General features: G+C 61.7%; 9 protein-coding genes and 1 pseudogene. 8 read left to right on the forward strand and 2 right to left on the reverse strand.

Translation table 11 applies throughout. The features are described 5' to 3' along the window. Window positions 1-78: 78 nt before the first annotated feature. The 6 genes from F1563_RS05725 to F1563_RS05755 all read left to right on the forward strand — a co-directional run bounded on the left by F1563_RS05725 (window position 79) and on the right by F1563_RS05755 (window position 7,434). Window positions 79-1,377: a nucleotide sugar dehydrogenase gene (locus tag F1563_RS05725; protein WP_002529225.1), complete on the forward strand. Its 1,299-nt coding sequence runs from the start codon at window positions 79-81 to the stop codon at window positions 1,375-1,377. After that, window positions 1,361-2,623: an O-antigen ligase family protein gene (locus F1563_RS05730; protein ID WP_002529224.1), complete on the forward strand. Its 1,263-nt coding sequence runs from the start codon at window positions 1,361-1,363 to the stop codon at window positions 2,621-2,623. The genes F1563_RS05725 and F1563_RS05730 overlap by 17 nt, the downstream gene beginning before the upstream one ends. A gap of 105 nt (window positions 2,624-2,728) precedes the next feature. Continuing rightward, entirely contained in the window at window positions 2,729-3,844 is a 1,116-nt protein-coding gene (locus F1563_RS05735; protein ID WP_172623606.1) for a glycosyltransferase, read from the forward strand. Window positions 3,845-3,941: 97 nt separating this feature from the next. Continuing rightward, the gene (gene wecB, locus F1563_RS05740) at window positions 3,942-5,015 is read left to right on the forward strand and encodes a non-hydrolyzing UDP-N-acetylglucosamine 2-epimerase (protein WP_002529220.1); all 1,074 of its coding nucleotides are present in this window, start codon (window positions 3,942-3,944) and stop codon (window positions 5,013-5,015) included. Beyond that, window positions 5,015-6,136 (forward strand): glycosyltransferase family 4 protein, encoded by a 1,122-nt coding sequence (locus tag F1563_RS05745; RefSeq protein WP_002529219.1) that lies wholly within the window; start codon window positions 5,015-5,017, stop codon window positions 6,134-6,136. Before wecB ends, F1563_RS05745 begins: the two co-directional genes overlap by 1 nt. Window positions 6,137-6,489: 353 nt before the next feature. Beyond that, on the forward strand, window positions 6,490-7,434 hold the full coding sequence (locus F1563_RS05755) for an endonuclease domain-containing protein (protein WP_002529218.1): 945 nt from the start codon (window positions 6,490-6,492) through the stop codon (window positions 7,432-7,434). Between the two features lie 363 nt (window positions 7,435-7,797). Here the strand turns inward: F1563_RS05755 and F1563_RS05760 are convergent, their stop codons facing one another. Then, window positions 7,798-8,085: a hypothetical protein gene (locus F1563_RS05760; RefSeq protein WP_002529217.1), complete on the reverse strand. Its 288-nt coding sequence runs from the start codon at window positions 8,083-8,085 to the stop codon at window positions 7,798-7,800. Between the two features lie 5 nt (window positions 8,086-8,090). Beyond that, window positions 8,091-9,473, reverse strand: coding sequence for an NAD(P)/FAD-dependent oxidoreductase (locus F1563_RS05765; protein WP_002529216.1), 1,383 nt, complete (start codon window positions 9,471-9,473; stop codon window positions 8,091-8,093). A 126-nt stretch (window positions 9,474-9,599) separates the two neighbouring features. On the opposite strand from F1563_RS05765, the gene F1563_RS05770 reads away from it, so the two are divergent. Both F1563_RS05770 and hrpB read left to right on the forward strand, forming a co-directional pair. Next, complete coding sequence (locus F1563_RS05770) at window positions 9,600-10,247, forward strand: NUDIX hydrolase (RefSeq protein WP_002529215.1); 648 nt, start codon at window positions 9,600-9,602, stop codon at window positions 10,245-10,247. Next, window positions 10,229-12,742 (forward strand): annotated as a pseudogene (hrpB, locus tag F1563_RS14095) (ATP-dependent helicase HrpB). The gene F1563_RS05770 and the pseudogene hrpB overlap by 19 nt, the downstream one beginning before the upstream one ends. Window positions 12,743-12,830: the final 88 nt, after the last annotated feature.

Below are 12,830 nucleotides of genomic sequence, written 5' to 3' on the forward strand. Positions count from 1 at the left end.
TGAGCATAACACGGACTCGTCTGGGTGCCGTGCCCGGATAGACTGACGGGGTATCCGCGTATTCCAAGGAGTTCAGGAATGAAAATTGCCGTCGTCGCCATGGGTAAGATCGGGCTTCCCCTGGCCGTGCAGTTCGCCGAGAAGGGCCATGACGTCATCGGCGTCGACGTGCAACAGCGCGTCGTGGACGAGATCAACAAGGGTAACGAGCCCTTCCCCGGTGAGGCTTTTCTCGACGAGAAGTTGAAAAAGCTCGTCCCGGCAGGCAGGCTCACCGCCACCACCGATTACTCCAAGGCCATCCCCGGCGCAGACGCGATTGTTCTCGTCGTCCCGCTCTTCGTTAACGACGAGACCTGGGAGCCGGACTTTGGCTGGATGGAAGACGCCACCAAGTCGCTGGCCGAGCATCTAACCCCCGATACCCTCATTTCCTACGAGACCACTCTGCCGGTCGGCACCACCCGCAATCGCTGGAAGCCCATGATCGAGGAGATCTCCGGCTTGACCGAGGGCAAGGACTTCCACCTAGTCTTTTCTCCGGAACGCGTTCTCACTGGTCGCGTCTTCGCTGACCTGCGCCGTTACCCAAAGCTCGTCGGTGGCTTGAATGACGAGGGCACTGCCAAAGGCATCGAGTTCTACCAACAGGTTCTCGACTTCGACGACCGCGACGACCTTCCACGCGCCAACGGCGTCTGGGACATGGGCACCGCCGAGGCTGCCGAGATGGCCAAGCTCGCCGAGACCACCTACCGTGACGTCAACATCGGCCTGGCCAACCAGTTTGGTAAGTACGCTGCGGCCAACGGTATTGACGTTTACAAGGTTATTGACGCCTGCAACTCGCAGCCTTACTCCCACATCCACCGGCCTGGTATCGCCGTTGGCGGTCACTGCATCCCCGTCTACCCGCGCCTCTACCTGTGGACCGACCCGGACGCCACTATCGTTCGCACCGCTCGTGAAGCCAACATGACGATGCCGCAGTACTGCGTCGATCAGGCTGCCTCGGTACTCGGTGACCTGTCCGGCAAGAAGGTTGTCGTCCTCGGCGCGTCCTACCGAGGCAAGGTTCAGGAAACTGCTTTCTCCGGTGTCTTCCAGACTGTTGACATCCTTGCCAAGGCTGGCGCCGACGTCAGCGTCCACGATCCGATGTTCACCGACGAGGAGCTCGGCAAGTTCGGCTTCAAGGCGTATCACATGGGCGAGCCTGTCGACGGCGCCCTGCTTCAGGCAGACCACCCTGAGTACGCCGAACTGGCCCCGGCCGACCTGCCAGGTATTAAGGTGCTCGTCGATGGTCGTCACGTCGTCAATCCGGCCGCGTGGGGAGACGTCGAGGTCATCGTCGTTGGTGACGGAGAGGCCTGAGCACCCCGGCAGCTTCCTCAGCAGGACTGTCGAGGGGCTGCTGGTGCTGTTACCCTCAGCAGCCCTTTTGGGCCCCTGGGTTGGCGTTGGGGGCGTATTTGGCTACCGCATCCTGGTGGTGCTGCTAGCCGGGTGCGCATTGACGGGATGGATTCGCCCCGTGCAGGTGCGACGATTCAGCTGCGCAGCCTGCGCCATCGTGATTATTGCGGTGGCGTGGGCCGTGATCGGCACGGTAGGCGCCATTCGGTTGGGCACGTCTCGGGATCTCTCGAGCCTGATGGGGGCCGGTCTAGCCTTGGCGGGGGCATGGTCGGTGGCGAGACTCATGTCAGACGGATACCTGCGCCGTGAGCGTGCTCTGCGCGGCGTTGCGATCGGGTGGGCAGTTGCGGTCTGGATGGGGGTGCCGCTGGCCGTCTGGGAAATCCTGACCGCCCGACACTTGGGCACTTATACCGATGGGGCATGGCGGAACCATTTGGGGCTTTACCGTCAGCCGGCAACATGGCTCACTAACCCCAACCTCTACGCGGTATTCCTGGCCGTAGGCTCCCTGTGGGTCGGTGTGATTGGCGTACGAAGCGCTGCCCGGTGGGTGCGGATCGCAGCCGTGGTCACGACAGCGGTCGGTTTGGGTCTGTTATTTGCGACAGACGGTCGCGTGGTCTACGCGGCGCTGCTGTTGGCTGTCTTGGTGCGGTTGTGGGCGGTTCGACGATGGCGATGGGTGCTACTTGGTGTGGTCGTGGGCGGCGCTGTGGTAATCGTGGTGACACACCTCCCCCAAGCTGAGTTGACATGGCACAGGTTCATCGGTGTGGTGACTCACCACAACAACGAGGGCCCATCCTCCTTCGCGGTGAGGACTACGTTGTTGGCTTGGGGTCTTGCGCTCGTCGTGGACCACCCTCTGCTAGGGGCAGGTCCGGGAGGGTACCGGGCCAGTATCCTGGCTATGCCACGGCGATGGTTTCCGCATGGCAAGACCGATCCCCATAATGGAGTCCTGGAGATCGCCTCCCAATACGGTTTAGTCGTCACTGCCCTCTTGGCAGTTTGTTGGTGCGTGGCCATTGGTCGATGCTGGCGGTTACGACGATGGTGGGGGGCGGCTTTCATTACTGCGATGCCGCTGCTCTCCTTGGCCAATAGTACCTACTTGGTACAGTCGGTGAGCCAGCTTGGGTGGCTAGTGTGTGTCCTAGTAGCGAGTTTGTCCCGTCAGGAAACGCGTCGTAGTTGACTAATCCCCGCCGGTCGCGATGTGGGTCACGGTAGAGTGGAGGGATACCGGCGCCTTGAGGGGGAAATGGGTATCCGTGTGCAGCGCGGTATGAAAGGGGGAGGTGTGCGAGTACTTATCGTCAGTGCGGCATTGTCCATCCACACCGTTCGATGGGTCAATGGACTGGTCAAGCGAGGTCACGAGGTTCACCTGGCTTCAGTTCACCCGGTGGGTCGTCACTCCATTGATCCCCGAGTTCAGATCCATTTGGCCCCCCATAGCGGAAAGGCAAAATACGTCGTCAATGCCGGCTGGCTGCGCTCGGTGGCGGTCAAGGTGCAACCTGACATCGTCAACGTGCACTATGCGACCGGTTATGGTCTGCTTACTCGTCTCGCCCATATCGGTGCTCCGACTCTGCTTTCGGTGTGGGGAAGTGACGTCTACGATTCCCCCCGCGCAAACCCCTTTATGTGTCACATAGTCCAATCCAATCTGGCCTCGGCTACTCGGATCGCGTCAACAAGCCACTGCATGGCGCGTGTCACCCGTGGTCTGACGGACAAACCCATATCCATCACCCCCTTCGGCGTCGATACGGAAACCCTCACGCCCCCTGATGAGCGGCGTGACGCGAATGATGGTGACGGAGTGGTGCAAATCGGGACTATCAAGGCCCTCCACTCCAAGTACGGGATCGGCGAACTCATCCGCGCTTTCAGTCGGGTTCATGACGAGCGGCCCAATACCGTCCTTCGTATCTGGGGTGATGGCCCAGACGAGAACCCCCTCAAAGTCTTGGCTCGCCGCCTCGTCCCGGATAACTCAGTGGAATTCTGTGGGGCCATTGATCACTCTGGCGTCAGAGATGCTTTGGGGAGTTCGGACATCTTTGCCGCATTGTCGACCCTGGACTCGGAGTCCTTCGGGGTGGCGATCATTGAGGCGGGGGCTTGTGGGCTCCCAGTAGTTGTCAGCGATGTGGATGGTCCGGCGGAGGTTGTCGAGAACGGTGTTACCGGCCTGATCGTCCCCCGTGGTGACGTCATTACCAGCGCTGCTGCACTGATGCGGTTGGTTGATGATGCCGAGTTGCGTCGGCGCATGGGCGGGGCTGGTCGCGACCACGTCGTCGAGACGTATTCGTGGGGGCATAGCCTCGATCTCATGGAGCAGGCGTATCGAGAGACCATCGATGATGCGGCGCGCCAGCGTCGTTCGGGTCGTCACGGCGGGTAGCGGAAGGTAGAGTGCCAGCGGTGCGCCCAGTCCCCGATTCGGGCGCTGTCATGTGGCCTCGGGGAGAGGCTGACCATCTCATCGAGAGGATTGCGTCGTGCGCGTCGTGAGCATCGTCGGGGCTCGTCCCCAGTTCGTGAAGTTGGCCCCGGTGGCCAAAGCTTTCTCGGCCGAGGGGATCGACCACAAGATCATCCACACCGGGCAGCACTACGACGTCAACATGTCTGACTCTTTTTTCATCGAACTCGGGATCCCGAACCCGGACCTGCATCTCGGTGTAGGTGGTGGCTCCCACGGCGTGATGACTGGTCGGATGCTTGAGCAGCTCGATCCGGTGTTTGAGGAGATGGACCCAGATTGGGTGCTTGTTTATGGCGACACCAACTCGACCATTGCTGGCACGCTCTCGGCGGTCAAGATGCACCTGCCTGTGGCCCATTTGGAGGCTGGTTTACGCTCCTTCAACCGCCGCATGCCCGAGGAGCATAACCGCGTCCTCACGGACCACGCTGCCGACCTGTGTCTTGCCCCAACCAAGGTGGCCATGGATCATCTTGCCGAGGAGGGGCTGGCCTCCCGTACGGTTCTCGTCGGGGACGTCATGACCGACGTGTGCCTGCAGGTGCGCGATTCCGTCCTCGCCAATCCGCGCCCGGTGCCCGGAGTCGAGGAGGGTGAGGGGTACGTCATGGCGACGATCCACCGTGCCGACAACACTGACGACCCCGAGCGCCTGGCCCACATCCTTGACGCCCTCGGGAGCCTGGATTGCAAGGTCATCTTGCCGGTGCATCCGCGTCTGCGCGCCCGTGCCGAGGCCGACGGCATCACCATCGCCCGAGGCAACCTCACTACCATCGACCCGTTGGCCTACCCCGACATGGTCAACGCCGTCATCAACGCCGCTGGCGTCGTCACCGACTCGGGTGGCTTGCAGAAAGAAGCCTTCTTACTCGGCACCATCTGCACGACGGTGCGTACCGAGACCGAGTGGGTGGAGACCGTCGAGAACGGCTGGAACGTACTCGATCCTGACGCCGAGCGCCTGGGCGAGTACGCCACGCGTCCACAGCCTAAGGGCGATCCGGGGCATCCTTACGGTGACGGCAAGGCCGCTCGCAGCGTCGCCGCAGTGTTGTTGAAAGCCGGCGAGCGAGACCGCTCCTGATGGCGAATTCCTCCCGGACCGGCAGGGTCGTCTCCCTTTCGACAGTTCATCACGGCCACGACAACCGGGTCTTCAACAAGGAAGCCAAGGCGCTTGTTGCGGCCGGTCATGACTACCACCTCGTCATTTCCGCCGATCATGACGGGATTGACCAAGGGGTCCCTGTCATCGCTCTGCACCGCGAGGAAGGCCGGATCCGCCGACTTGCCGTCAGTCAGTGGGAGGCATGGCGTCACCTGCAAGCCCTCCAGCCGGAGGTGTTGCATATTCACGACCCGGAACTCATTCCGCTAGCACTGGCGTGGCGTCGGCGACACCACTGTAAGGTGATTTACGATGCTCACGAGGACCTCATCGGCCAGGTCGACACTAAGCCATACCTGGGCGTGGTGACGCGGCCGCTGGCCAGAATGGCCGCTCGCGGGCTCGTGGGGTTGGCCGAGCGTAGCGCCGACGCCGTCGTTGCTGCCACGCCGACCGTGGCAGAGAGGTTTCACCACGCCCAGGTGGCCGTAGTGCGCAATTACCCGTGGCTGGGCAACTACGATGCAGCGCCGACCCCGGTGTCCGGGCGTCTGGCGTACGTTGGGGACCTGTCAGAGGAGCGCAAGCTTTCCTTCATGATCGAGGTGACGCGCAAGGTCCGCCAGCAGGTGCCACAAGCGCATTTGGTGCTTGCAGGACGGGTGTTGCCGCGCTGTCAAGAGACAGTAGAGCGTGCTGTGGTGGAAGGGTTCGTGGAACATCTCGGGCTGGTGGCTCCTACTGAGGTGCCGCAGGTGTTAGCTAGCGCGGAGGTGGGGCTGGTTTTCCTCAAACCGCTGCCGAATTATGTGGCGTCGTTGCCGACGAAGCTGTTCGAGTATATGGCTTCCCGAGTGCCGTTTGCGGCCTCAGACTTTCCGGCCTGGCGCGAGATGTTCGACGGTTACGGGGCTGGGGTCTTTGTGGATACCGAGGACACTGCCGCTACGGCGAATACCCTGAGCGAGCTGTTGGCTGACCCGCAGCGGTGCCGGGAGATGGGCAGTGCCGGGCGGCGGGCGATTGAGTCGGGGCTCAACTTCGAGTCTCAGGCTAAGGCCTTGACTGATCTGGTAGCCGGTCTGCTCGCGGGCTGATTGCCGGTTTCGGACCTGGGCCAACGACTGGTGGCATCCCCGCCGCTGACCTTCCCGGCTTTTGCTTGCCATCGTTACCAGCATCCTCCGTGCGTCTAGCCCCAGCTTCTTTACACATAGCTTCCCCTCTTGACTTAGTACTCTGCTACCACTTTCCACTCGATACACAGCCTCCCCTTTCTCCAGCTTCCGTGTGGTGATCGGGATAATAATCGGTCCCAGAGCCATTCCCGGTGGTAGGTGCCGGGGTCACGAGATGATTTTCCACAGGCTGGTTGAGTACCGTGACTGGGGTTATCCACAGAACCGAAAATAGTTGGCGGAAATCAGCTCTTCCGACGACAACTTTTGGCATGAGGAATCTTGGAGAACAACTCGACCGACGCGGCGTTGCCCGTATCCACCGGCACAGCTTTGTCCGAGGCCAGGCTGACCGGGCGGTAACTCGAGGGGACGCCGTCCGCATCCTGCCGGGGGTTGTCGTCGTGACCGCTCTGGCCCGAGACCCGAGGATCATTATCCGGGCGTTATTGCTGTGGCACCGTGACGTTGTGCTAGTCGGAAAGGCTGCCCTCATCATGCTCGGGATGAAAGCCCCGGGTACACACCGGCCCATGGACTTCCATGGCGTTAACGAGGTGGAAGCTTTCTCCACAACTCGTCGTCTCACTCGTCCGAGAATTCGGGTGCATCGGTGGCATATGCCTCACCCGTTTATTACCGAGCGGGAGCAAGTCCGCATCGCCGCTGCTGAAGTGTCGGTTCTCATACTGGCCATTCAGGGCGAGTGGGAATGGGTGTGTGAGGCCCTCCGGCAACGAGTCGTGACGCCCGAGTCATGCCGACAAACTCGTAAGAGCCTTACAGGCCGGTATCCCAAGGCCAAGGTTGATGCTGCTGTGGCGGATATTTGTCTGGCCGCGTGGTCGATTCCAGAGCTAGAGATGGGTAGGGTGCTGCGTGCTACTGGGATCACGGGGCACAAACCGAATCACAAGGTTCGTGTGGGTGAGCACTACTACTACCTGGACCAGGCTTTCGAGGCTGAGAAGGTTGCTTTGGAAATCGATGGCGGATCAGTACATGGGACTATCGACGGGTTTGAGGCGACTATGATGCGCTCAGCGCATTTGGATCGTCACGGTTGGAAGGTGCTTCACGTCACCCCAACGATGCTCCGTGAGAACCCGAGGTTTGTCCTGGACTGGCTTGCTTCCCACCTTCACCGGCGTCATCGACCCAAAACAATGTTCACCGAGTCCGTTCTGCGATGGATCATGAACGGCGCCTCAGTTTGAGGGGCGCCGCCTAACACATGATTTACGTGTTGGAACAAGACCTGACTCTGGCCTGTCCTCTGTATTCCCCCTGACCTGCTGTGGAAATCAGGGTGATGATCAACCCAGCTGCAACTTCACGAAGCATGGCCGACATACAGATACCCGATTGCCACAGGACATGAGAAGATCTCGGGGAGAATAGCGCAGAGCCAGCTAGGTCAAACCAGGAAGCGGTGGGGTCTGGCCCCTTTCCGGGAGCCCCGACGGGTGGCGCCACCGTGAATCGATGATTGTGCTGCTCCCCCGGTCACGTCTCACTACGGTGAACGGTGGGGCGACACTCTCGCATCAGCCCACCGAATCGTCACTGATAGCGAATTGTCACTTGTAGGAGTAGAAATCCGGAGCTGTTGACACTCGCCCGGTGCCACCCATCGGGGTCGCGTGGCCATCAGCTCGCGGATCGCGGCGTTGGGTCACTCGGCCTCCGGAGGGTTTGCGCTGAGCGAGATTCTCGAACAAGGACGGATCTTGAGAACCCGTCTTCTTGTCTTTCGGGCCCTTGCGCAGAGCCACTAGCGCGATCCCGACCATGGCGACAACGGCCACCGTGACGGCAATCAAGGTGCCCTTGTCGATCTCTTCAGGGTTGGTTTCGGTTCTTCTCATGCTCCTCACTTCTTCCCGTCGATGGGCTTGGCGCCCTTCTCATCATCGTCGCGAAGGGCATTCTTGTTCATGTCCTCTTTACCCTCCTCGGTGAGGACATCGCCAACGATGGCTCCGGCCTCGCGGTGGAAGGCGATGTAGCGGGCGCCGAGGTTAATCATGGCCTGCAGACGGTTGCGTCCGCCTAGCAGGGTGTAGATGTGCACAGTGACCCACGTCAGCCATGCACCTATCCCGGTGAACTTGAGTTTCTCGGACAGCTGGACTACGGCTGAGTTGCGGCCGATCGTCGCCATGGTGCCCTTGTCGTTGTACTCGAACTTCTCCAGCGGCTCGCCGAGTTCGAGGTGAATGATCTGGCGAGCAACGCACTCACCACCCTGGATGGCGGGCTGGGCGAGCTGGGGCGTGGGATCCTCGGTGTTGATGGCACCGTCGCCAACAGCGAAGACGCGATCCTGGCCGTTGACGAGGAGGGTGCCGTTGGTGGCGATGCGGCCACCGTGGCCCTGCTCAAATCCCCAATTCGCAACGGACTCGTGGGCGCCGACGCCGGCGGCCCAGATGACCATGTCGGCCGGGAGGGTCTGGCCATCCTTGAGGAGCACGGAGTCGTCGCGTACTTCGGCGATAGCGGTTTTGGTGCGCACGTCCACGCCGCGCTTCTGTAGCTGACGGCGAGTGTAGTGGCGCAGCGCCGGGTCGAAAGGCATAAGGAGGTGGTCGGCCATTTCGACGAGGGTCACGTGGACTCGGTCGGTGGACACATTCGGGAAGATCGCCGGGATGCCGATGGACTTCATCTCGGCGAGAGTGCCGGCCATCTCAACGCCGGTCGGACCGCCACCAACGATGATGACATCGACGGTCTTGTCACGCTGGGTGTCGAGATCCTCAAGATAGGTGAAGATGGCGTCGCGAGCGCGCAGCGAGGAGGCACGGGTGTAGATGGTGTACGAATTCTCGGCGGCGCCAGGGGTCCCGAAGAAGTTGGCCCCCACACCTTGAGATAGGACGAGGTAGTCGTAGGGGAGCGGGTCGCCGTTGTCGACCTCGACAATCCGGTTTTCGGTGTCGATGCCAGTCACGGAAGCACGACGGAAGTGGGTGCCAGGACCGTTTTGGGCAGCAAAGGAGCGAAGTCGGTAGGTGACATCACCAGGGTTGAGACCACCGGTTGCAACCTGGTACAGCAGCGGCTGGAATGTGGTGTAAGGGTTGCGGTCGATGAGGGTGACGTCGCACCCTGCTTCGGCAGTCTTCTCAGCAGCAGCCAAACCGCCGAATCCGGCGCCGACGATGACTACCCGAGGCTTGGAGTCTGCCAGAACCGGTTTGCGACCCAGTCCCGGCAGACCGATGTCCGACAACAGAGCATTGATGTCCATCTGATCCTCCGAATGATGTTGTAATGTGACAATCCTCCCAAAGATGTGTGGTAACTCGCAATGAATTAGGTCTCATTAAAGGGTATGGAAGGGGCACTTCCGCTTCCAGCGTGACAGGCTGGGGTCATGCCACACCTCCACATTCAGCCGCACGGACATGACGTGACGATCAGTGCATGGATTCTCAGACAATTTCCGTCTGACGGCCCGCATCGTCGGCAGTGGAAAGCACTAGTGCACAAGCACCGCAAGATGAACCTGTGGATTCAGCCGGGGGGACACATCGAACATACCGAGAATCCCTGGCAGGCTCTGACACACGAACTCCATGAGGAGACGGGCTACCACGTCGACCAATTGAGTGTTTTGCAGCCCTGGAACCGGCTGCCCGATGGTGTGCACGACCTCATGCACCCCACCCCGGTGCTCCTCAACACCCATAGCCCTTATCCGGGCCATTTCCACTCCGACATTGTCATGGCTATGGTCGCCTATGGTGATCCGGCGGAGAAACCGCGTCCAGGGGAGTCTCAGGAGCTGCAATGGGTCAGCCCAGACGAATTTGCCACGCTTCCGGGCGCCGAACCTGACGCTGTCATGATCATGACGATGATCGTTGAGAGGGTGGCTGACTCGTGGCTGCAGATTCCTGCGACGCAGTGGTCACTGGCTGACGCTCCCGCTGAGGCGATGACCGATCGTTCCGTTGCCGAGGCCACCGCCCCTGATCCCCTCGATGACAGGGAGACGCTGGGGTGGGGGACCGCTCAGTGACGTGGGACTGTAGCCCAGACCTTGCAAGAGTGGGGGCTGGCCATCCGGTTGCCGCATACCGTGACGAGATCACCACGGTTTTACACCGTGGACGAGCGATCATCATTGCGCCGCCGGGCACCGGTAAGACAACATTCGTCCCACCCCTGGTGGCCTCGAGGTGTTCTGGCCGGGTTATCGTCACCCAGCCACGCCGAGTGGCAGCGAGGGCCGCTGCTCGCCGACTTGCCACACTGACCGGAACCCACCCTGGAGAATTCGCCTCACACACCGTGCGCGGCGAGTCGACGATGACCCGCGACACCAAGGTAGAGTTCGTCACCACCGGGGTGTTGCTGCGCCGCCTACTTAACGACCCCGACCTGACTGGGGTGGATGCCGTCATCCTCGACGAGATCCACGAGCGTCACCTCGACGCTGACCTTGTCGTGGCAATGGTGTGCGAGGTCGCCCAATTGCGCGACGATCTGATCATTGTCGCGATGTCGGCGACCGTTGACAGTTCTGGGTGGGCGACCCTTCTCGGTGGCGCTGAGCCAGCCCCAGTCGTCGAGGTGGCCTCCGCTTTGCACGAACTCGAGGTGGAGTGGGCACCGGCGGCTGGTACCGCTGTGGAATCTTGGGGAGTGAGTCGCGAATTTCTCGGCCATCTTGGCACCGTGACCGTTAACGCGCTTAATCACCACACCGAAGGCTCGGCACTTGTTTTTGTTCCGGGTGCTCGCGAGGTCGACCACGTTGTTACGGATCTGCGTTCCCGCCTCTCTGAGACGTGCATCGAGGTGGTCGGGTTGTCCGGGTCGATGTCGACACGAGAACAGGACCACGCCTTGTCAGATCCGGGGAACGTGCGTCGCGTCATCGTCTCGACGGCTGCCGCGGAATCTTCCTTGACGGTACCTGGCGTGAGGCTTGTCGTCGATTCCGGGCTGTCCCGGGAACCGAGACTTGATCGTGGTCGAGACATGACGGGTCTAGTGACGGTCCGGGAATCCCGCGCCTCAGCGGTGCAGCGGGCCGGACGTGCAGCTCGTCTGGGCCCGGGGGTGGCAGTGCGCTGCCTGTGTGCCCAGGACTGGGCGGCTATGGACGCCGACCCTGCTCCCGAGGTCGACCACGCCGACCTTGTGGCACCCCTGCTGTCCTTAGCGATGTGGGGCTCTCCTCGTGGCGAGGGGATGGCACTGCCAACACCATTGCCACAAGATCGGGTGGCGGCGGCCGAAGCAGAATTGCGAGATCTGGGGGGCCGTCGACGCGGAGGGGCGAATCACGGCCAGGGGACGTTATCTTGCCACGTTTCCCCTGGATCCGCGTCTGGCAAGGGCTTTGACCGACAGTGCCGCCATCGTCGGTTCGCGCCGCTGTGCTGAGATAGCCGCCATGCTTGGTCTGGATGACGGTCAGGTCGACCTCGTCGGGCAATGGCGTCAGTTGCGGTCCGAGCGACACCCACAGGCCACGATGTGGCGCCGCGAAGCTGATCGGCTGGCTCGACTTATTGGCGAAGTTCCCCTACCGGCATTACCGATGACGATGCTGTCGCCACCGTCATCTCCCTCGCCCGCCCGGGATGGATCGCTCGCAGCCGAGGGGAGGGCGCCACGTCATATTTGCTGGCCTGCGGCACGGGGGTAGAACTGCCTCGTCATTGCCCGCCAGAGTTGCTTGACCAGTCGTGGCTAGCGGTGGCACGTACCTCTCGCGTTACCAACGGTGCCCTCATTCGGGCCGCTGCCCCGCTCTCGGAGTCGGCTGCCCTGGATTCCGGTGCGACGATGCTGACGAACGACACGACGGTGACCTGGGACGGTCGGGAAGTACGGGGTAGGCGGGTGTCGCGGCTCGGTGCCATCGAGTTATCGTCGACCCCAGTTCGCCCGGACCCGGTGCAGGCACGCCACGCGGTCCTAGATGCGGTGCAGTCGCGGGGGCTCGATGCGGTGGGATGGACGAAGAACGGTGAAGCTCTGCGACGCCGTCTCGCCCTCGCCCATCGGATACTTGGCGATCCCTGGCCCGATGTCAGTGAGGAGGCCCTGCTAGCGCGCGCCGAGGAGTGGCTTGACTTCGACGCGCTGGCGGCAGGACGGGGAAGTGACGCAACTTCGGGTTTGCGGGGGCTGCTGGGTTGGCAAGAGTCCGCGCGTTTCGACGAGGTCGACCCCGAGACCATCACTGTCCCGAGCGGATCGCGGATCCGCGTCGACTACCCCGAGCCTGACAGCGACACCTTCCCGGTTCTTGCAGTCAAACTCCAGGAGTGTTTTGGCTGGACCGACGGCCCGACGGTTTGTGATGGCCAGGTGAGGGTGGTCCTCCATCTGCTATCTCCAGCTCGGCGACCATTGGCCGTCACTGACGACCTGGCGAGTTTCTGGGCCAATGTGTATCCCACGGTGAGAGCTGAGAACCGTGGACGCTACTCCAAACACCCCTGGCCGGAGGACCCCATGACGGCGATCCCTACCAAGCGCACCAACCGTTCTTTGTAGGTGGACTGACGTGGCGTCGTTTGGGGCTGGGCGCGTGTGGTGAATTGGTTTTCGATGTCATGAACAACCACCTGGAGAGGTTCTCAGG

The organism is Cutibacterium modestum (assembly GCF_008326345.1).
In the GTDB taxonomy this organism is placed as follows: Bacteria; Actinomycetota; Actinomycetes; order Propionibacteriales; family Propionibacteriaceae; genus Cutibacterium; species Cutibacterium modestum.

What these genes read in the sequence shown, in the direction of transcription:
- F1563_RS05765 (WP_002529216.1), bottom strand. Translation starts at nt 9,473, where the DNA reads ATGGACATCAATGCTCTGTTGTCGGACATCGGTCTGCCGGGACTGGGT.
- F1563_RS05745 (WP_002529219.1), top strand. Translation starts at nt 5,015, where the DNA reads ATGGCGAATTCCTCCCGGACCGGCAGGGTCGTCTCCCTTTCGACAGTT.
- F1563_RS05725 (WP_002529225.1), top strand. Translation starts at nt 79, where the DNA reads ATGAAAATTGCCGTCGTCGCCATGGGTAAGATCGGGCTTCCCCTGGCC.
- F1563_RS05755 (WP_002529218.1), top strand. Translation starts at nt 6,490, where the DNA reads ATGAGGAATCTTGGAGAACAACTCGACCGACGCGGCGTTGCCCGTATC.
- F1563_RS05770 (WP_002529215.1), top strand. Translation starts at nt 9,600, where the DNA reads ATGCCACACCTCCACATTCAGCCGCACGGACATGACGTGACGATCAGT.
- F1563_RS05760 (WP_002529217.1), bottom strand. Translation starts at nt 8,085, where the DNA reads ATGAGAAGAACCGAAACCAACCCTGAAGAGATCGACAAGGGCACCTTG.